At 65.7% G+C, this 17905-nt stretch carries 23 protein-coding genes; 10 read left to right on the forward strand and 13 right to left on the reverse strand.

The annotated features are described in order from the left end of the window. Positions 1 to 48: 48 nt before the first annotated feature. The 7 genes from rimI to NUW50_RS16865 form a co-directional block, all read right to left on the reverse strand. Entirely contained in the window at positions 49 to 486 is a 438-nt protein-coding gene (gene rimI, locus NUW50_RS16835) for a ribosomal protein S18-alanine N-acetyltransferase (RefSeq protein WP_258290319.1), read from the reverse strand. A 35-nt stretch (positions 487 to 521) separates the two neighbouring features. Next, positions 522 to 1166, reverse strand: a complete 645-nt coding sequence (tsaB, locus tag NUW50_RS16840; protein ID WP_258290320.1) for a tRNA (adenosine(37)-N6)-threonylcarbamoyltransferase complex dimerization subunit type 1 TsaB — start codon at positions 1164 to 1166, stop codon at positions 522 to 524. A gap of 21 nt (positions 1167 to 1187) precedes the next feature. Further along, a complete protein-coding gene (locus NUW50_RS16845; protein WP_258290321.1) occupies positions 1188 to 1751 on the reverse strand; it encodes a NifU family protein in 564 nt (187 codons plus the stop codon). Between the two features lie 94 nt (positions 1752 to 1845). Beyond that, a complete protein-coding gene (locus NUW50_RS16850) occupies positions 1846 to 2301 on the reverse strand; it encodes a universal stress protein (RefSeq protein WP_258290322.1) in 456 nt (151 codons plus the stop codon). A 189-nt stretch (positions 2302 to 2490) separates the two neighbouring features. Continuing rightward, a complete protein-coding gene (locus NUW50_RS16855; protein ID WP_258290323.1) occupies positions 2491 to 3354 on the reverse strand; it encodes a branched-chain amino acid aminotransferase in 864 nt (287 codons plus the stop codon). Between the two features lie 84 nt (positions 3355 to 3438). After that, entirely contained in the window at positions 3439 to 3912 is a 474-nt protein-coding gene (locus NUW50_RS16860; protein ID WP_258290324.1) for a lytic transglycosylase domain-containing protein, read from the reverse strand. Positions 3913 to 4027: 115 nt separating this feature from the next. Beyond that, entirely contained in the window at positions 4028 to 4519 is a 492-nt protein-coding gene (locus tag NUW50_RS16865) for a VOC family protein (protein WP_258290325.1), read from the reverse strand. A gap of 173 nt (positions 4520 to 4692) precedes the next feature. Here NUW50_RS16865 and NUW50_RS16870 point away from each other — a divergent pair, with 173 nt between their 5' ends. Then, positions 4693 to 5919 carry an MFS transporter gene (locus NUW50_RS16870; protein ID WP_258290326.1) on the forward strand — a complete coding sequence of 409 codons (1227 nt, stop codon included), beginning with the start codon at positions 4693 to 4695 and terminating at the stop codon, positions 5917 to 5919. Here NUW50_RS16870 and NUW50_RS16875 read toward each other — a convergent pair. After that, a complete protein-coding gene (locus NUW50_RS16875; protein WP_258290327.1) occupies positions 5916 to 6275 on the reverse strand; it encodes an ArsR/SmtB family transcription factor in 360 nt (119 codons plus the stop codon). The two genes, NUW50_RS16870 and NUW50_RS16875, sit on opposite strands and share 4 nt — an antisense overlap. A gap of 216 nt (positions 6276 to 6491) precedes the next feature. Here NUW50_RS16875 and NUW50_RS16880 point away from each other — a divergent pair, with 216 nt between their 5' ends. The 5 genes from NUW50_RS16880 to NUW50_RS16900 all read left to right on the forward strand — a co-directional run bounded on the left by NUW50_RS16880 (position 6492) and on the right by NUW50_RS16900 (position 9138). Next, entirely contained in the window at positions 6492 to 6815 is a 324-nt protein-coding gene (locus NUW50_RS16880) for an AtpZ/AtpI family protein (protein WP_258290328.1), read from the forward strand. Continuing rightward, positions 6816 to 7577, forward strand: a complete 762-nt coding sequence (locus NUW50_RS16885) for a F0F1 ATP synthase subunit A (RefSeq protein WP_258290329.1) — start codon at positions 6816 to 6818, stop codon at positions 7575 to 7577. It begins immediately after the preceding gene. Between the two features lie 68 nt (positions 7578 to 7645). Then, positions 7646 to 7885: a F0F1 ATP synthase subunit C gene (locus NUW50_RS16890; protein WP_258290330.1), complete on the forward strand. Its 240-nt coding sequence runs from the start codon at positions 7646 to 7648 to the stop codon at positions 7883 to 7885. Between the two features lie 72 nt (positions 7886 to 7957). Beyond that, a complete protein-coding gene (locus tag NUW50_RS16895) occupies positions 7958 to 8500 on the forward strand; it encodes a F0F1 ATP synthase subunit B' (protein ID WP_258290331.1) in 543 nt (180 codons plus the stop codon). Positions 8501 to 8502: 2 nt separating this feature from the next. Beyond that, positions 8503 to 9138: a F0F1 ATP synthase subunit B gene (locus NUW50_RS16900; RefSeq protein WP_258290332.1), complete on the forward strand. Its 636-nt coding sequence runs from the start codon at positions 8503 to 8505 to the stop codon at positions 9136 to 9138. A 70-nt stretch (positions 9139 to 9208) separates the two neighbouring features. On the opposite strand, the gene NUW50_RS16905 is transcribed toward NUW50_RS16900, so the two are convergent. The 3 genes from NUW50_RS16905 to NUW50_RS16915 all read right to left on the reverse strand — a co-directional run bounded on the left by NUW50_RS16905 (position 9209) and on the right by NUW50_RS16915 (position 11767). After that, positions 9209 to 9973: a FadR/GntR family transcriptional regulator gene (locus NUW50_RS16905; protein WP_258290333.1), complete on the reverse strand. Its 765-nt coding sequence runs from the start codon at positions 9971 to 9973 to the stop codon at positions 9209 to 9211. Positions 9974 to 10115: 142 nt separating this feature from the next. Further along, positions 10116 to 10772 (reverse strand): OmpA family protein, encoded by a 657-nt coding sequence (locus NUW50_RS16910; protein ID WP_258290334.1) that lies wholly within the window; start codon positions 10770 to 10772, stop codon positions 10116 to 10118. A 155-nt stretch (positions 10773 to 10927) separates the two neighbouring features. Beyond that, positions 10928 to 11767, reverse strand: a complete 840-nt coding sequence (locus NUW50_RS16915; RefSeq protein ID WP_258290335.1) for a bifunctional helix-turn-helix domain-containing protein/methylated-DNA--[protein]-cysteine S-methyltransferase — start codon at positions 11765 to 11767, stop codon at positions 10928 to 10930. 118 nt (positions 11768 to 11885) lie between these two features. On the opposite strand from NUW50_RS16915, the gene nth reads away from it, so the two are divergent. From nth to NUW50_RS16930, 3 genes are all read left to right on the forward strand, one after another. Then, positions 11886 to 12530 carry an endonuclease III gene (gene nth, locus NUW50_RS16920; RefSeq protein ID WP_258290336.1) on the forward strand — a complete coding sequence of 215 codons (645 nt, stop codon included), beginning with the start codon at positions 11886 to 11888 and terminating at the stop codon, positions 12528 to 12530. Then, a complete protein-coding gene (locus tag NUW50_RS16925; protein WP_258290337.1) occupies positions 12527 to 13516 on the forward strand; it encodes an adenosine kinase in 990 nt (329 codons plus the stop codon). The genes nth and NUW50_RS16925 overlap by 4 nt, the downstream gene beginning before the upstream one ends. A 104-nt stretch (positions 13517 to 13620) precedes the next feature. After that, positions 13621 to 14508: a DUF4339 domain-containing protein gene (locus tag NUW50_RS16930; RefSeq protein ID WP_258290338.1), complete on the forward strand. Its 888-nt coding sequence runs from the start codon at positions 13621 to 13623 to the stop codon at positions 14506 to 14508. 69 nt (positions 14509 to 14577) lie between these two features. Here the strand turns inward: NUW50_RS16930 and NUW50_RS16935 are convergent, their stop codons facing one another. Beyond that, a complete protein-coding gene (locus NUW50_RS16935; protein ID WP_258290339.1) occupies positions 14578 to 15282 on the reverse strand; it encodes a hypothetical protein in 705 nt (234 codons plus the stop codon). Between the two features lie 76 nt (positions 15283 to 15358). Beyond that, positions 15359 to 16177 carry a sulfotransferase family protein gene (locus NUW50_RS16940; protein WP_258290340.1) on the reverse strand — a complete coding sequence of 273 codons (819 nt, stop codon included), beginning with the start codon at positions 16175 to 16177 and terminating at the stop codon, positions 15359 to 15361. 147 nt (positions 16178 to 16324) lie between these two features. Between NUW50_RS16940 and NUW50_RS16945 the strand changes: the two genes are divergently transcribed. After that, positions 16325 to 17902, forward strand: a complete 1578-nt coding sequence (locus NUW50_RS16945; RefSeq protein ID WP_258290341.1) for a beta-1,6-N-acetylglucosaminyltransferase — start codon at positions 16325 to 16327, stop codon at positions 17900 to 17902. Positions 17903 to 17905: the final 3 nt, after the last annotated feature.

Raw genomic sequence — 17905 nt, forward strand, 5'->3', positions numbered from 1 at the left:
GCATGCCGGCCCCGTGATTTGGCTGCTGCCGGTCCTGATGACGCTGGGTCATGGCCGCGGTCTGGCAGTGTCCCCGGCTCCGGCTGACGGCACCAGCGACAGGCGCATCACCAGCGCATCTCTGGAACCGCCATCGGGGTGCCTGTAATAGGCCGGGCGCCGCGCGATCTCGGCGAATCCCGCGTCGTGGTAAAGCGCGATGGCCGCGGCATTGTCGGCGGCCACTTCCAGAAGCATGACTTCGGCCCGGCGCTGCCTGGCGGTGGCGAGGCAGCCGTCGAGCAACCGGCGACCCAATCCCTTGCGGCGGGCCTCGGGCGCAACGGCGAGGGTCAGCAACTCGGCCTCGTCCGCCACGACTCGGGCAAGGGCGAAACCCTGCGGTTCGGCAACCATGAAACAATGGACCGAGGCCAGCAGATCGACGATTTCCCCTGCGCTCCAGGGCCGGGGCACGGTGAAACAGCGGGCATGGAGGGCGGCCATGTGGGTGGGCGAAAGCCCCGACGCCCGGGCGCCGATCACGGCAGCATCACGGGCGCCGGGTGCCGCGATGGCGCCGCATCGGCCGCGCGCAGATAGAGAGGCGCCGGCGGCGGCGCGGGCTCGCCGCCGGTCAGCCTGGCATGGGCAATGCGGGCGATGTTCCGGGCCAGCGTTTCGGGCGTCACTGGCGGAAGATGTCCGGCCGGCAGCCCGGAAATGTCGCCGCGGCTGGCCGCCAGCCCGTCGAGCGGCAGCGCGTCGCCGCTGGCCAGCAGGGCAGGGCCGTGGGCGCCCTCGCCGAAACGCTGGGCATAGACCTCCCCCCGCCGCGCATCCAGCGCAACGAGGCAGGGCCGGGGCAGGTCCAGTGCCTCGGCCTCGAAGCGGCTGACCCCATGGGCGGGCAGGTTCAGCGCCAGGGCAAAACCCCGCGCCGCCGAAACCGCGATCCGGACTCCGGTGAAATTGCCCGGCCCGGTGCCGCAGGCCAGGGCGCTCAGATCTGCGTAGCCCAGGCCCTGTTCGGCCAGCATCTCGGACAGCAGATCGACCAGCCGCTCGGCCTGGCCACGCTCCATCGCCTCGACGCGGGCATCCAGCAGATCCGCGCCACGCAGCAGCGCGGCGGCGCAGTGCGGACCCGCGGTGTCAAAGGCAAGGATCAGCGGGGCAGGGGGCACGCGACAGACGGACCGGAGGCCTCAGGCGGCGACCGGGCGCACCTCGATCACTTCGGGGATGTAGTGGCGCAGCAGGTTCTCGATGCCCTTCTTCAGGGTCAGTGTCGACGAGGGGCATCCGGCGCAGGCGCCCTGCATGTGCAGATAGACCACCCCGCGGTCGAAGCCGTGAAAGGTGATGTCGCCGCCGTCCTGGGCCACCGCCGGGCGCACCCTGGTGTCGAGCAATTCCTTGATCTGCTCGACGATCGCGCCATCCGGCCCGTCATGCGTGGCATGGCCGGCGGCGCCGCCATTGCCGGTCGCCAGCGCCGGTTGGCCGGACTGGAAATGCTCCATGATCGCACCCAGAATGGCGGGCTTGATATGATCCCATGCGACGTTGTCGGATTTGGTCACGGTGATGAAATCGCTGCCGAGGAACACCCCGGTCACGTCGCCGACCGCAAAGACCCGCGCGGCGAGCGGCGAGGCGCTGGCCGACTCGGGGGCCGGGAAGTCTGCAGTGCCGCTGTCGAGCACCGCCTGGCCGGGCAGGAATTTCAGCGTTGCGGGGTTGGGCGTGGTCTCGGTCTGGATGAACATCGGCGCGGTTCCTTCGTGCTGATCCAGATATGCCCTTTCCGACAGGAAAGGTCAAGAATTGTGGAATCATTCTAAACAGTGCCGCGGCGGCCGGTCAGGTGACGGCCTCCAGCCGCTCTTTCGACATTTCTCCCGGCACGATGGTGACCGGTATCGGCAAGGAGCCGGCGCTGCGGGTCATGGCCAGAACCAGCGGCCCCGGCCCGGCCTTGTCCGATCCGGCGCCCAGGACCAGCACCCCGATCGAGCTGTCCTCGCGGACCTGGGCCAGAATCTCCGGCACCGCCTCGCCCTCGCGGATCACCAGTTCCGGGTCCACCCCCTGGCGGTCGCGCATCCATTTGGCAAAGACCTCGAAATGCGCCACGATTCGCTCTCGGGCCTCCTCGCGCATGATGTCGCCCACACCGATCCAGTGCTGGAACTCGTCGGGCGGAATGATCGACAGGATCGTCACCCCGGCGCCGGTATGGGCGGCCCGCATTGCCGCGAACCGCATGGCGTTCAGACATTCTCGGCTGTCGTCCAGCACCACAAGGAATTTGCGCATCAGATATCTCCCGCCGGCGGAGTGTGGCGCAGCCGGACCGGCTCCGCAATGGGTCCGATGATTTTGTCCTTCGCAATCAAGGGGTCGGGCGCCTGCGTGCGCCGCCGTGTCGGCGGCGGCGGCCGGCCGTGCAACGGCAAGCCCGGAGTCGCTGCGACAATTGCACCCAGGAGGCGGGTCATGCCACCCCTATCGCTCGGATGCGGCCCAGTCCCAGTAGAGCTCTCTCGCCCGCCGGGTGACCGGGCCGATCTGATAGGACCGGTCCTCGAATGCGGTGACCGGAGTCACCTTGTTCATGTTGCCGGACAGGAACACCTCGTCCGCGGCGCGGAAATCGTCGAAGGTCAACACCGTCTCGACGACCTCCATACCGTCGGCACGCAGGTTCTTGATGTGGCGGGCGCGGGTGATGCCCGACAGGAAGGTGCCGTTGGCCACCGGAGTCATCACCACGCCGTCCCGGACCATGAAGACATTCGCCGTCGCGCTTTCGGCCACGTTGCCCAGGGCATCGGCGACCAATGCGTTCGAGAAGCCCTTGGACCGCGCTTCGGCCAGCATCCGGGCGTTGTTGGGATAGAGCGCCCCGGCCTTGGCGTTGCAGACCGAATCCTCCAGCACCGGGCGCCGAAACCGGGTGGTGCCGAGCGTCGCCGCAGCGTCGGGCGGCGCCATGGCGACCGCTTCCAGACAGATGCAGAAACCGGTCGATCCGGGTTTGGGCGCGATGCCGGAGTGGTCGCCGTCCAGCCCCCAGTACATCGGCCGGATATAGACCGGCTGGTCCTTCGGGCAATCGGCGAGGCCCTCGCGGACCAGTTCGACCATCGCGTCATCCTCGACCGTCGGCGTCAGCATCATCGCCCTGGCCGACCGGTTGACCCGGGCGCAGTGCTTGTCGAGATCCGGGGTCAGCCCGTCGAACATCCGCGCCCCGTCGAACACGCTCGATCCCAGCCAGGCGCCATGATCGGCCGCGCGCATGACGGCCACGTCGCCCCGGTGCCAACTGCCCTCGAACCAGGTCATGATATTCTTGCCGATGGCCATGCTCTGCCCTTTCGTTGTGTGTCGGGAGGTTAGGCGGCTGAATCGGGACCGTCCAGCCCGCGGCCATGCGGCACCACGCCGCCCTCAGCCCGGCCTCAATCCGGTCTCGACCAGCATCCCGCGCCGCTTCGCCTCGTAGTAATAGCCGCGCGCATACCAGCCGACGGCTTCATCGTAGCTGCCATGTGACAGAAGCCAGGCGCCGCGCAGGTATTTCACCCCGTATTTCAGGTTGGTGTCGGCATCCAGAAGTTCCGAGGCCGGACCGCGATGGCCCATGGTCCGGGCCGTCTGGGGCAGGATCTGCATCATCCCGTAATAGGGACCGTTGCGGGCGTCGGGGCGGTAATTGCTTTCGCGCTGCACGACACGGTGGATCAGCGGCGCAGGCACGTCATAGAGCTCGGCATAGTGGTTGATCAGGCGCCGGATTTCCGGGGTCTCGCCGGGGTAGAGATCGGCGCTGCCGCGCTGTCTTTCGCGCCGCTTGCCGCCGCAGGCCGCCAGCGTCAGGCTGGCGAGGGTCGCAATCAGGAAAGAGCGGCGCGGAAGGGACATGCGGACCAGCCGTGGTTGTTGTGTCCCCTGGTCATACCCAAGCCGGGGCCGCCGCGAAACCCCGCACCGGTTGCAGCGGCTGCGCTCTGCCTGCGCCGAAGGGGCCTGCGTCGGTTCAGGTCGCCGGGGCCTCGGCCAGCAGCGCCTCGAGATCCAGCGGCGCATTGACCATGTGGAGCGCACCATCCGCATCGCGAGGCCATTCGGACTCGGGGCGGTCGCGGTAGAGTTCGACGCCGTTGCCGTCCGGGTCGCGCAGATAGATCGCTTCCGAGACGCCATGGTCGGCGGCGCCGTCCAGCGCAATTCCGGCCGTGACGACCCGGCGCAGGGCATCGGCCAGGCTGGCGCGGTCGGGATAGAGGAAGGCGGTATGATATAGCCCGGTCGCGCGGCGGGGCGGTTGCGGGCCGCCCAGGCTTTCCCAGGTATTCAGCCCGATGTGATGGTGATAGCCGCCGGCCGACAGAAAGGCTGCCTGACGTCCATAGCGCTGTGTCAGCTCGAATCCCATGACTCCGGAGTAGAAGCCGATGGCACGGTCAAGATCGGCGACCTTCAGGTGAATATGCCCGATGCGGGTGGCGGGATGGACGGGAGTCGACACGGCGAGGTTCTCTCTTGTTTGCGCATTCAATATAGTTCTTTGGCTGCTGCACAGTACTGCCGAATCTGCAGGGCTTCTGTGCGTCAGCGGCGGGACAGGGGCGGATGCAGGATCGTTTCGACTTTCCCTCGGGCGCAAATTGGTGAACACCTGCGCCCCATGAGCACCCGAACATGAATACACTGACTTTCCTGCGTGAGAACGCCCGGTGGCTGGGCGCCGGATTCCTGCTGGCGCTGACCTCGAGCTATGGCCAGACCTTCTTCATCTCGATCTTCGCTGCGGAGATCATGGCGGCTGCGGCTTTGACCGACGGTCAATGGGGGCTGCTCTACACGCTGGCCACGACGGCATCGGCTCTGGCGATGGTCTGGGCCGGGACGCTGACCGACCGCTTCCGGGTCCGCCGTCTGGCGCCGTTCGTCCTTGGCGGATTGGCGCTGTCCTGCCTGGCGATGGCGGCGCTGCCCGGATCGGGCCGCGGCGTGGTCTGGATCCTGGTGCCGGTGATCTTCGCGCTGCGCTTCTTCGGTCAGGGGATGACCAGCCAGCTGACCATTGTCTCGATGGCGCGCTGGTTTGCCGCCAACCGGGGGCGGGCGCTGTCGATTGCGGCCCTGGGCTTTGCCACGGGGCAGGCGGTGCTGCCGGTGCTCTTCGTGGCGCTGCTGGTCATCATGCCCTGGCGGCTGCTCTGGGTTGTCGCGGCGGTGCTGACAGTGATGATGGTGCCGGTGATCCATTGGCTGCTGACGCAGGAGAGGCAGCCGCGCTCGGAAGCCGGTGACGATGCCGTCGCCGGGATGAAGGGACGCCACTGGACCCGTGGCGACGCGCTGCGGAACCCGCTGATCTGGTTGATGGTGCCGATGCTGCTGGGGCCCTCGGCCTGGATCACGTCGCTGTTCTTCCAGCAGGTGCATCTGGCGCAGGTGAAAGGCTGGAGCCATCCCGGATTTGTCGCCCTGTTTCCGTTGTTCACGCTGAGCTCGGTGACGACCTCGCTCATCGCCGGCTGGGCGATCGACCGTTTCGGCGCGACGCGGATGATCTCGGGCTACATGCTGCCCTTCGCACTGGGCTTCGGGATGCTCTGGTATGCCGATTCACTGTCCCAGGCGGCGCTGGCCATGGTTGCGCTCGGACTGGCGAACGGGATTTCCTCCACCCTGCCGTCGGCCTTCTGGGCCGAGGTCTACGGCACCCGCTATCTCGGTTCGATCAAGGCGCTGATCGCGGCTGTCATGGTTTTCGGTTCGGCCATCGGGCCGGGTGTCTCCGGACTGCTGATCGACCACGGCATCGACTTCCCGCACCAGATGCCGGTCATCGCGCTTTATTTTCTGGCCGCTGCCGGGATGGCGACCCTGGGCGTGGCGACGATCCGGCGCAGCGCCTAGCTTTCCTCGGCGGCGCTGTCCGGAGGGCTGTCGATATCGGCCAGTTCCACCTCCAGAAAGCGTTCGAAAGCGTCGAGATCCACCGGCTCGAACTGTCCGAAGCTCTGCATCCAGACCGAGGCGGCGCGCATCGCTTCGGGTTGCAGCTTGCACCACTTCACCCGGCCGCGCTTTTCCTGTGCGATCAGCCCCGCGTTGGCCAGAAGCGTCAGATGCTTGGAAATCCCCGCAAGCGACATATCGAAGGGTTCGGCGACATCGGTGACCGCCATGTCGTCCTCCAGAAGCATCAGCAGGATCGCCCTCCGGGTCGGGTCGGCAAGAGCCTGGAAGATCGCGTCGAGGGAGGCTTGCATGGGATTTCAGCTACGCTCCGGCGGGCGAACCGTCAACCGATCGGTTTAATATGCTCTGCCCCCGCATCACGGGCCTTGCCAGAACGCCGGAACCCGGGGTGCGTCACTTTTCGTTTTAAAACAAAATGTTGCATGGTTTCGTCGGAGGTATCACGGCAACTTGACTCGGACGGCCCTGCTCCATAGAACCCCGCCAAGTGACCTGCGGGGTCTGTTGTGCTCGAACCGGAAGACAAGGCGCGCCTGGACGCGCTCACCAAGCGGATCGAAGCGGCAAAGGGGGCTAAGGAGCCCGCCTCGCGTGGCGCGGAGCATCATTCGACGGCTCAGCTGGGCTGGCGCATGGTGACCGAGCTGGTGTCCGGTCTGTTGATCGGGTTCGGCATAGGATACGGGCTGGATGCGGTCTTTGGCACCATTCCGATTTTCCTTGTCGTGTTCACCTTGCTGGGCTTCGTGGCCGGGGTCAGAGTAATGCTGCGCTCGGCAAAGGAGCTGCAGGCGGGACCTCCCGGCGGGCCGGGAAACGAGGGGACGTAGATGGCGGACGGTGCGGAAAGCTCAGGCGGGCTGCAAATCCACCCGATGGAGCAGTTCACGGTAAGGCCTTTGTTCGGCGGCGGGGAAGACCACGGTCTGTCCTTCTACACCGTCACCAACGTGACGCTCTGGATGGCGATTGCGGTGGTCTGCGTGATCCTGCTGTTTGTCTTCGGCACCAGGGGCCGGGCCATCGTGCCGTCGCGGGTCCAGTCGGTGGCCGAGCTGGCCTATGGCTTCGTCCACAAGATGATCGAGGACATCGCGGGCAAGGAGGGGCTGAAATACTTCCCCTATGTCATGACGGTCTTCATGTTCATCGTCACGGCCAACATGCTGTCGCTGATCCCGATGAGCTTCGCGACCACCTCGCATATCGCTGTCACCGGCGTGCTGGCACTCTTGGTCTTCGTCTCGGTCACGGTGATCGGATTCGTCAAGAACGGTGCCGCCTTCCTGGGTCTGTTCTGGGTCAGCGCCGCGCCGCTCGCGCTCCGGCCCTTCCTGGCGGTGATCGAGGTGATGTCCTACTTCGTCCGCCCGGTCAGCCACTCCATACGTCTTGCCGGCAACATGATGGCTGGCCACGCCGTGTTCGAGGTCTTCGCGGGCTTTGCCGCCGTGGCGCTGATCTCGCCGGTCTCGATCGTGGCAATCGCAGCGATGTACACGCTGGAACTGCTGGTCGCCTTCGTGCAGGCCTACGTCTTCACCATTCTGACCGTCGTCTATCTGAAGGATGCGCTGCATCCGCAGCACTGACGGCCGGACCCGAACCGAATTCACGAACTCCACCCAACACCAACCAACACCGCGTTAAGGAGATAGATATGGAACTCGCAGCAGCAGCAGCGCTGGGCAAATTCATCGGTGCCGGTCTCGCCTGTATCGGCATGGGCGGCTCGGCTGTCGGCGTCGGCAACATCGTCGGCAACTTCCTGTCCGGCGCTCTGCGCAACCCCTCGGCGGCCCCCGGCCAGACCGCGATGCTGTTCATCGGTATCGCCTTTGCCGAAGCCTTCGGCATCTTCTCGTTCCTGGTCGCCCTGCTGCTGATGTTCGCGCTCTGATCGCGCGAATAACAGAATTGGGTCGGGCGGTTTCGCCCGGCCTGGCAGGTCTTGCGGTCCACGGAGGACGACATGGCGACAGAAGCGATTGAAGCGGGCGCTCACGCAGCCGGTGAATCCGGCAGTGCCGGGATGCCGCAGCTCGATTTCTCGACCTTTGCGAACCAGATTTTCTGGCTCTTGCTGGCCCTCGTGGCACTGTGGTGGGTGATGTCTCGCATCGCCCTGCCACGGATCGGCTCGGTGCTGGCGGAACGCTCGGGGACGATCACCAACGATCTGGCTGCGGCGGAAGAGTTGTCGCTGAAGGTCAAGGAGGCCGAGGCCGCCTATACGAAGGCACTGGCGGAAGCCCGGGTCGAGGCGAACAGGATTGTCGGCGAGGCGCGTGACGCGATCAAGGCCGACCTGGCCGAGGCAACCGCCCGCGCCGACGCCGAGATCGCCGAGAAGACCGCCGAGTCTGAAAAGCAGATCGCCGCGATCCGCGCCTCGGCGGCCGGTTCGATCAGCGAGGTGGCCAAGGCCACGGCAACCGAGATCGTCGCGATCCTGGGGGCCGAGGCCGATGCCAAGACGGTCGAGGCCCTGGTTGACGCCCGGGTGAAAGGGTAGCCATGACACTGTTCCGACATATCTCGTATAGCGTCTCGGCCCATATCGCGGCACTGTTCGCGGTGATGGCGCCGTTGGCGGCGCAGGCCGAAGGCGACGAAGTGGCCGAACATGCCGCTGCTGCCGGCGGCCACGGCGGAGGGTCCTTCTTCTCGCTGCAGAACCCGCATTTCATCATCATCATCGCCTTCCTGATCTTCGTGGGGGTGCTGGTCTACCTGAAGGTTCCGGGCAAGCTGGGCGGGATGCTGGACCAGCGTGCCGCGACGATCCGCAAGGAGCTGGACGAGGCCCGCAAGATGCGCGAAGAGGCGCAGGCGATCCTGGCCAGCTACGAGCGCAAGCAAAAGGATGTGCAGGAGCAGGCCGACCGGATCATCTCGACCGCCAAGGCCGAGGCAGCCGCCGCCGCCGACAAGGCGAAGGAAGATCTGAAGGTCTCGATCGCGCGCCGCCTGGCCTCGGCCGAAGACCAGATCGCCAGCGCCCAGGCCGCCGCTGTGCGGGAAGTGCGCAACCGGGCCGCCGAGATCGCGGTCGAAGTGGCGGGCGAAGTCATGGCCAAGCAGATGACCGCCGCCAAGAGCAATGCGATGATCGACGATGCGATCGCGGCGGTGTCGTCGAAACTGCACTGATCCTTACGATCCCGACAGAATTGAAAGCCCCGGCCGTTGTGCCGGGGTTTTCGTTTTCCGCAGGCCGGGATCAGGGGCTGTCGTGGGACAGGCGCTGGCGGGCAATGGCCTCGTTCCGTTCGGCCCGGCGCAGGTCGATCAAGGCGCGTTCGACATAGTCGAGATGTGCTTCCACCGCTGCCCGGGCCGCGTCACCGTCGCGTGCCTCGAGCGCGGCGTGGATCGCCCGGTGCTGCTCCAGCAGGGCCGCGCGGGTGGTGCGCTGGCGGAACATGACCTGGCGGTTGAAGAACACGCCCTCGCGCAACAGCCCGAACATCGAGCGCATCATGTGCAGCATCACGGTGTTATGTCCGGCCTCGACAATGGCGAGATGAAACTCGGCATCCAGCCGCGCCTCCTCGGCGGCGTTGCGCCGGCTCTGTTCGGTTTCCATCCGGACGAGCAGGGTGCCGATCACCTTGAGGTCGGTGTCCGATCCCAGACGGGCGGCGCGTTCGGCGGCCATCCCTTCGATGTCGCGGCGGAAGGCGATGTAGTCGAACACCGCTTCGTCATGAGTGGCGAAGAGCCGGACCAGCGGTTCGGGGAAGACCGCCCCCAGGCTTTCCGCGACATAGATGCCCGATCCGGCGCGGGTTTCCAGCAGGCCGTTCTCGGACATCTCCGCCACGGCATCGCGCAGGCTGGGCCGCGACACGCCCAGTCGCTCGGCCAGGTCACGTTCGGCGGGCAGTCTTTCACCGGGACGCAGGATTCCACGCAGGATCAGCAATTCGATCTGCCGGGACACGGCTTGGGACAGGCGTTCTGGCTGGACCTTTTCGAACGGCATCGTGCTTTCCGTAGTGCTGCGGATCTGGTGTAGGCTGCCCGGGGCCCGAGAACAACGCCTGCCGCGTCCGGCGCCCGTAAACGACGAAGGCCGCGGTGCGAACCGCGGCCTTGCCGGTCTAGTGCGATCGGGCGCGTCGCGCTCAGTTCGGACGGATGTAGATATCCACCCGGCGGTTCTGGGCCCGGCCGCTGACCGTCTGGTTCGACGCGATCGGCTGATCTTCGCCGCGGCCGATGGCGCGGATGCGGTTCGAGGAGATGCCGTTGCCGATCAGGATCGTCGCGACAGCAGAGGCGCGGCGCTGCGACAGGTCGAGATTGTACGAGGCGGAACCGGTGTTGTCGGTGTGACCGATGACCTCGACGGTCGAATTCGGATAGCGTTGCAGGCTGTTGGCCAGCGCACCCAGATCGCTGCGCAGACCCGCCGAGACCGTGGCGCTGTCGACGGCAAAGAGAATGTCTTCCGGCATCCGCACGATCAGGTAGTCGCCCTGGTTGATGATCTGGATCCGGCCGTCCATCGAGCTGCGCAGTTCGGCGGCCTGCTGATCGAGGTTGTAGCCGATCGCCGCACCGGCCCCGGCACCGACGGCGGCACCGATCACCGCACCGCGGCGACGGGCTTCGGCATCGTCGCCCATCGCGACCCCCAGCAGGGCGCCACCGATCGCGCCGATCGCGGCGCCTTCGCCGGTGCGGGTCCGGGGATTGCCGGTATCGACATCGGTCGGAGTGCAGGCGGCCAGCGCCAGTGTGCCCATCAGGGCGGCAAACATGGGGGTGCGAAGTGTCATGGCGTCCTCAGACTATGAATATGTTGATGCTTACCGCGCTTATATCCGATTGGTGACATTCCGCAGCAACAGTCGCGTGATCTCGGCGTGATTTTGCGCATTCCTGTAACCTGTGCGTGATCGCTGCCGCCGGCCCTTCGCCGGTAGCGGGGCGTTCATCCGGCGTCGGCCCGAGCCGCCTCCCAGGCCAGCAGGGCACGCTTGACCGGCAGGCCCCAGTGATAGCCGCCGAGGCCGCCCGATTTGCGCAGCGCACGGTGGCAGGGGATCAGCCAGGACACCGGGTTGCGGCCAACTGCCGTGCCCACCGCACGCACCGCCTTGGGGTGGCCGATGAAACGCGCGATCTCGGAATAGGTCGTGACCTGGCCCGAAGGCACCGCCAGCAGCGCCTCCCAGACCTTGATCTGGAACGGCGCCCCAATCAGGTAGAGCGAGGCCTCGCCCGATTGCCCGAAGGCGGCGGCCATCCAGCCTTCCAGCCGCTCGGGCGCCTCGACGAACCGGGCCTTGGGCCAGCGCCCGCGCAGATCGGCCATCGCCGCCGCGTCGCCGGTCTCTTCGGCGAAGGCCAGGCCGCAGATCCCCTTGTCGGTGCCCATCGCCAGGGTCCGCCCGAACGGCCCCTCGAACCAGCCCCAGGCAATCTCCAGCCCGGCGCCGGCCTTGGCATAGTCGCCGGGGCTCATCGCTTCCCATTTCACGAACAGGTCGTGCAGCCGCCCGGCGCCGGACAGCCCGGCTTCGTGCGCGGCGCCCAGGGTGGTGAAGTTGTTGGCCAGCAGCCGCCGCGCATTGTCCAGCGTGAGATACTGCTGGTAGGCCTTGGGCGAGACCCCGACCCACCGCGAGAAGGTGCGCTGGAAATGCGCCGGGCTCATCTTCAGCCGTGCCGCCAGATCGTCCAGCGTCAGGCCGGCGCCCGCCGCGTCGATCTCGTCCAGCGCCCGGCGCATGACGTGGAAATGATAGCCCTCGGGCTCTGTCGGTGACATGCGCGTATCCATAGCAGCCCATCCATAATCTGTCTTCTTTGCCCGAAGGTAGCCCCGGGCCGCGCTTCGGACGATCCGAAACTTGCGCCTTTGCGCCGGGCATTGCATAGGGTCGCGGATGGCCAAGCAACTGCCCTATCAGACGATCCGCGAGATTTTCGCCCGGTTCCGCGCCCAGGAGGCGGAACCGCAGGGCGAGCTCTACCATCTCAACGCCTACACGCTTTTGGTTGCCGTGGCGCTCTCGGCGCAGGCGACCGATGCCGGGGTGAACAAGGCGACGCGCGACCTGTTCCCGAAGGTGGATACTCCCGAAAAGATGCTGGCGCTCGGCCTCGAAGGGTTGACCGAGGCGATCAAGACCATCGGCCTGTATCGCCAGAAGGCCAGGAACGTGATCCGGATGTCGGAGATCCTGGTCGAGGAATACGGCGGCGAAGTGCCTTCATCCCGCGCCGCGCTGCAATCGCTGCCGGGGGTCGGGCGCAAGACCGCCAACGTGGTGCTGAACATGTGGTTCCACCACCCCGCGCAGGCCGTCGATACCCATATCTTCCGGGTCGGCAACCGCACCGGCATCGCGCCGGGCAAGGATGTCGAGGCGGTGGAACGCGCGCTGGAAGACAATGTCCCGGTCGAGTTCCAGCAGCACGCGCATCATTGGCTGATCCTGCACGGCCGCTATATCTGCACCGCCCGCAAGCCACGCTGCCCCGACTGCCTGATCCGCGATCTCTGCCCCTATGAGGAGAAGACCCTGTGAGCAAACGCTATGATGTCGTCGGAATCGGCAATGCCGTGGTCGATGTGTTCTGTCCCGCGGATGACGCCTTTCTGGAGTTGATGGGGATTCAGAAGGGGATCATGCAACTGGTCGAGGTCGAGCGCGGAGAACTGCTCTATGCCGCGATGAAGGAGCGCAGCCAGGCGGCCGGGGGATCGGTGGGCAATACCGTGGCCGGGATCGGCTCGCTGGGTCTGAAGGCGGGTTTCATCGGCCGGGTCAACGACGACGCGCTTGGTCGGAGCTATGCCGCCGACATGGCCGAGCAGGGCACCGATTTCGTCAATCCGCCGGTCAAGGGCGGGTCGTTGCCGACCTCGCGTTCGATGATCTTTGTCTCGCCCGACGGCGAACGCTCGATGAACACCTATCTGGGGATTTCCACCGAGCTTGGCCCCGAGGACGTCCCGGACGACGTGGCCGGGCAGACAAGGTTCCTGTTCCTGGAAGGCTATCTCTACGACAAGCCGCGCGGCATGGCCGCCTTCGACCGGGCCGCGCAGGTCTGCCGGGCGGCGGGCGGGCAGGCCGGGATTTCGCTGTCGGACCCGTTCTGTGTCGATCGGCACCGGGATGCGTTTCGCAGGCTGGTCAAGGAACTCGACTACGTGATCGGCAACGAACACGAGTGGGAGTCGCTCTATCAGACCGATCTCTCCTCGGCGCTGGAACAGGCCGCGCAGGATGCCGGGACCGTTGTCTGCACCCGTTCGGGCAGCGACGTTGTGCTGGTGCGTGGCGACGAGACCGTCGAGGTGCCGGTGCACCGCGTTGTGCCGGTGGATGCCACAGGGGCGGGCGACCAGTTCGCCGCCGGTTTCCTCTATGGCCTGGCCGAAGGGCGTCCGCTGGCGGTCTGCGGCCAGATGGGATGCGTCGCGGCGGCCGAGGTGATCGGCCATTTCGGCGCCCGGGCCGAGACCGACGTCAAGGCGCTCTTCCGGTCGGCCGGGCTGCTGGGATAGGTCCGGGGCGCACGAACCTCTGTTGCCCACGGCATTTGTCATTTTGACCTTGGGGAAAGCACTGCTAGCCTGTCTCCACCTATTTGATGCTCTGGAGGGGTTTGATGCATTTCCACAATTCTCGGGCCGGACACGGCCGCCGGGGGCGCCTGGTCGCCTGGCTGTTGGTCCTTGGCCTTGCACTGGGTGCCGGCCCGTCCGGCACATGGGCACAATCGGCGGACGGCGGCACGGCTGACGGCGGTGAGGCGGCCGGTGCCGATACCGGCGCCGCCGGCCCCGCGGTCGCGGATGACGGCGGCACTGATGCCGATGACGGGGCCGAGGCCGATGACGGGACCGGTGGCGACACGCCGACCCCGCCGCCACCTCCGCCGCCGCCTCCCCCTCCTCCGCCACCTCCGCCTCCGCCGGTCGAACCGGAACTGGCGGTCTACATCGCGGTGAATGGCCAGACGACCGGTCCGTTCAGCCGCGAGGAACTGGTCGCCAAGGTCAAGGCGGGCGAACTGACCGGTGAGACGGTGGTCTGGCAGGAAGGCATGGCCGACTGGCAGGCGGCGTCGAAGGTCGATGACGTCGCCAAGCTGATCGAGGCATCGCAGCCCAAGAAGCCGGCCTTCGACCCGGCGGCCTTCATCGTCGGCAAATGGCGCACCGACAACGCCGAGATTCCGGTGCCGGATGCCGGCATGGGCGTGTTGAACGGCACCATCACCTATGGCGCCGATGGCTCGATGGTGCTGGAAGGCACGTTGACGGTCACCACCCAGGGCGTGCCGCTGAAGATCGCGCTGCGCTCGACCGGGACCTACCGGGTCGAACCGCAGACCGACACAAGCTTTGCGGTGATCCCGAACGGCCAGCTGACCATGACGGTTCCGGGCTATCCGCCGCAGACACAGCCGATGACCGATCCGTCTTTCTTCCTCGTCGTTGACGAGGACACGTTGCGTGACGGTGACGGCAATATCTCGAAACGGGTGCACTAGGGGTCTGCACCCGGATCGGCCCTGATCTCGCGCCCCGGCGGTTCCTTCGCCGGGGCGTTTCCGTTTCGCTCAGCCCCGGGCGGCTGCCAGCCACAGGGCGTCGAGCGCGTCGATCTCGTCAATGCTGAACCATTCGGCCTCGTCCCAGTACCGGCCCGAAGGTACCATGTAGCCCAGTTCGGCTTCCCGGCGCAGGGCCCTGTTGACCAGTTGCGCGTCGAATTTCTGCACCGGCCCGTCCAGCGCCTCGCGCCGGGCGCGGGGCAGGATCAGCCGGCTTTCCTTCTCCTGCGACAGGTTGACGGTCCGGCAGCCCTGCCGTGCCGCCAGGATCATCAACCGCGCCGATTTCGCCTCGAGCGAGCGCAGCGTGATGTCGTCGCGGAGCGGATCGGCGGTGCCGGTGCCGTAGAAATGCGTCGCCCCGCTGGTCGGATAGACCATGTCGCAGCCCAGAAAGGCGATCAGCCGGGGCCGCAATGCATGCAGTGCCCAATAGGCGGCGGTAAAGGCCATGGTGCCCCCGGCATAGACGAAGCCGCCATAGGCGTTCTGCGCCGGCACGAAGGCATCGGCCTCGATCAGCCTCTGTCCCGGCGACAGCGACGGTGGGTGACGTTCGGCGGGGAAATCCTCGGGCGCCACCAGATCGTCCCAGTCCGGGCGCACCCGCCAGGCGTTGTTGATCGCCACGATCCGGTCGAACGGCGCCCGGGGCCAGTGCCGGCAGTCGGTCACGTTCGGGCCGGAGCCGAGGATGAGGAGCTTGGGCATCGCTGCCGCAGGTTAGTCCGGCAGGCGGCGTTGTCCAGCACGGCAAACAAGCCTGCCTAACCGAGGGACCAGCCCGTCAGTCACCCAGCTTGGCGTGGACCTCGTCCAGGTCGATCTCGCCGGTCGGCATCTTGTTGGCCGGGTTCTCGAAATCGTATTTGAACAGCCGGAAATCGCGCTTGTAGATCTCGTAGACCAGATGCATCGACAGGTCGTCGAAATAGTCCTCGACCGGATGCGCCCGCTTGGGCCCGTGGCCCTCGCTTTCGTTGAAGCGCGGAACCTTGCTGAGATCGACTTTCACCGGGGTCTCGATGTTGTCCAGAACGACCTGCATCCCGGTGTTGAAATCCTCGGTCCAGAAGATGTGGTCATAGGTCCCGCCGTTGACGATGTAGGTCGAGATATGGCCCGACATGGCCGACCAGTGGATGTCCGGCTCGATCGGGCGGCGCCAGCGGATGGTGTCGCGGGTGAACAGCAGGAAGCGGCGGAAGCTCTTGATCTGGTCGAATTCGAAATTGGTTTCGGGATCGCCGACCTCGACCCCGTATTTCTGCATCAGCGTCGGGACAAGGTTGCCGCGATAGCGTTTGCCGTTGCGCTGAATGCCGCAGATCTTGTCGAAGAAGGACGACAGGATGCGGGTATAGGGGTTGCGGACGCAAGTGAAGGCATAGGACTTGTGCGCCTGCACGTTCGCCTCGATCAGCGGGGCGCTGGCCTCCTGGCTCCACTTGTGCAGGCCGGTTTTGGAATCGTGGATGTCGCCATCGAAGAACTTGCCGTGATCCGAATAATACATGATCTGTCCGATGGTCGAGCAGGCGCATTTCGGCACCACCCGGTACACCACGCTCTCGCTCTCCGTCATCCACGTCCCGGGAAAACCCATGCACTGCCTCCAAGCGTCCCCAGAACCGTCCTTCATCCGCGGTTGGGTGACAATGGACAGAAAAGAGCAAAAAATCTCTGTCTCTTCAATGCTCCTTCACGTTAAGTGAGGCAGCAATCACGGCAAAACAGGCCGCCCGGTTCCAAAATGGCAAAAATCGCCTTCATTCTTCTTTGCCACAAGGACCCCGACGCGATCATTCGTCAGGCGCAAAGCCTGACGGCTGTCGGCGACTGCATGTCGATCCATTTCGATGCCCGTGCGAAGCGCGAGGATTACGACCGCATCGTCGAGGCCCTGAAGGACAATCCGAACGTCACCTTCGCCCGCAAGCGGGTCAAATGCGGCTGGGGCGAATGGAGCCTGGTGCAGGCGACGCTCCACGCGATCGAGGCGGCGGTGGCCGAGTTCCCCCGCGCAACGCATTTCTACATGGTGTCGGGCGACTGCATGGCGATCAAGTCGGCGGCCTATGCACACAGCTTTCTCGATGCCAACGAGGCCGATTACATCGAGAGCTTTGACTTCTTCCAGTCCGACTGGATCAAGACCGGGATCAAGGGCGAGCGGCTGATCTATCGGCATTTCTTCAATGAACGCACCCACAAGAAACTGTTCTACGCGTCGATGAACCTGCAAAGGCGCCTGCGTCTGAGCCGTGAGATTCCGGCCGACCTGCAGATCATGATCGGCAGCCAGTGGTGGTGCCTGCGACGCCTGACCATCGAGGCGGTGCTGGATTTCGTGAAGAAGCGCCGCGACGTGATGCGATTCTTCCGCACCACATGGATCCCGGACGAAACCTTCTTTCAGACCATCGTGCGCCACCTGGTGCCGGAAGCCGAGATCCGCACCCGCACCCTGACCTTCCTGATGTTCACCGACTACGGCATGCCGGTGACCTTCTACAACGACCACTACGACCTGCTGCTCAGCCAGGATTACCTCTTTGCCCGCAAGATCAGCCCCGAGGCGACACAGCTCCGGGACCGGCTGGGCGTGCTTTACGCCGACGACACGGCGGATTTCCGGATTTCCAACGAGGGCCGCAGCCTGTTCCGGTTCCTGACCGGGCGGGGCCGGATCGGGCGGCGGTTCTCGCCGCGGTTCTGGGAAACCGAATCGACGCTGGGACGCGACCGCGAGCTGATGATCGTGGTCTGCAAGAAATGGCACGTCGCCAAGCGGCTCCAGGAGCGCGTCCGACAGACCGTCAACCTGCCGTCGGTGGCCTATCTCTTCGATGAGGAGGCGACGCCTCTGCCGGATCTGGGCGGCATCCAGACCACGCTGGGCAAGCGGACAAGGCACCGCCGGGCGCTGATGCGGATGCTGTTCGATTATTACGAGACCGACCGGCTGTTGATCCTGCTCGATCCCAACAACATGGACCTGCTGCGCGATTTCTATTCGGACCGCAGCGTGACCAAGCTGCTGGAAGTCGAATGCGTGTTCACCGACGAGTATCTCGCCGGCCATGCCCTGCGGGTCGGGCTGCTGGGTGAACGGACCAGCCAGGAGACGATCGACCGGCTGTTGCCGACGATCCGAAACGACGTGTTCCATGAAAGCGACCGGATCAGGGACGCCAATTTCGAGAACTACTATCGGATCAGCGAGACCCAGTCGCCGGACGAGAACGCCGTGCAACTGGCGCGGTTTCTGGATATTCCTCTGGAACAGGCGCAGGAGATCGCCGCGACCGAGCACCTGTATACCGACTGAGGA

This window comes from Frigidibacter sp. ROC022 (assembly GCF_024723735.1).
Classification (GTDB): Bacteria; Pseudomonadota; Alphaproteobacteria; order Rhodobacterales; family Rhodobacteraceae; genus SLM-1.

Bases quoted from the DNA above. Each gene is read 5' to 3' on its own strand.
- rimI (WP_258290319.1), bottom strand. From the start codon at position 486: ATGGCCGCCCTCCATGCCCGCTGTTTCACCGTGCCCCGGCCCTGGAGC.
- NUW50_RS16845 (WP_258290321.1), bottom strand. From the start codon at position 1,751: ATGTTCATCCAGACCGAGACCACGCCCAACCCCGCAACGCTGAAATTC.
- NUW50_RS16850 (WP_258290322.1), bottom strand. From the start codon at position 2,301: ATGCGCAAATTCCTTGTGGTGCTGGACGACAGCCGAGAATGTCTGAAC.
- NUW50_RS16855 (WP_258290323.1), bottom strand. From the start codon at position 3,354: ATGGCCATCGGCAAGAATATCATGACCTGGTTCGAGGGCAGTTGGCAC.
- NUW50_RS16860 (WP_258290324.1), bottom strand. From the start codon at position 3,912: ATGTCCCTTCCGCGCCGCTCTTTCCTGATTGCGACCCTCGCCAGCCTG.
- NUW50_RS16870 (WP_258290326.1), top strand. From the start codon at position 4,693: ATGAATACACTGACTTTCCTGCGTGAGAACGCCCGGTGGCTGGGCGCC.
- NUW50_RS16875 (WP_258290327.1), bottom strand. From the start codon at position 6,275: ATGCAAGCCTCCCTCGACGCGATCTTCCAGGCTCTTGCCGACCCGACC.
- NUW50_RS16885 (WP_258290329.1), top strand. From the start codon at position 6,816: ATGGCGGACGGTGCGGAAAGCTCAGGCGGGCTGCAAATCCACCCGATG.
- NUW50_RS16890 (WP_258290330.1), top strand. From the start codon at position 7,646: ATGGAACTCGCAGCAGCAGCAGCGCTGGGCAAATTCATCGGTGCCGGT.
- NUW50_RS16895 (WP_258290331.1), top strand. From the start codon at position 7,958: ATGGCGACAGAAGCGATTGAAGCGGGCGCTCACGCAGCCGGTGAATCC.
- NUW50_RS16900 (WP_258290332.1), top strand. From the start codon at position 8,503: ATGACACTGTTCCGACATATCTCGTATAGCGTCTCGGCCCATATCGCG.
- NUW50_RS16905 (WP_258290333.1), bottom strand. From the start codon at position 9,973: ATGCCGTTCGAAAAGGTCCAGCCAGAACGCCTGTCCCAAGCCGTGTCC.
- NUW50_RS16910 (WP_258290334.1), bottom strand. From the start codon at position 10,772: ATGACACTTCGCACCCCCATGTTTGCCGCCCTGATGGGCACACTGGCG.
- NUW50_RS16915 (WP_258290335.1), bottom strand. From the start codon at position 11,767: ATGTCACCGACAGAGCCCGAGGGCTATCATTTCCACGTCATGCGCCGG.
- nth (WP_258290336.1), top strand. From the start codon at position 11,886: ATGGCCAAGCAACTGCCCTATCAGACGATCCGCGAGATTTTCGCCCGG.
- NUW50_RS16930 (WP_258290338.1), top strand. From the start codon at position 13,621: ATGCATTTCCACAATTCTCGGGCCGGACACGGCCGCCGGGGGCGCCTG.
- NUW50_RS16935 (WP_258290339.1), bottom strand. From the start codon at position 15,282: ATGCCCAAGCTCCTCATCCTCGGCTCCGGCCCGAACGTGACCGACTGC.
- NUW50_RS16940 (WP_258290340.1), bottom strand. From the start codon at position 16,177: ATGGGTTTTCCCGGGACGTGGATGACGGAGAGCGAGAGCGTGGTGTAC.
- NUW50_RS16945 (WP_258290341.1), top strand. From the start codon at position 16,325: ATGGCAAAAATCGCCTTCATTCTTCTTTGCCACAAGGACCCCGACGCG.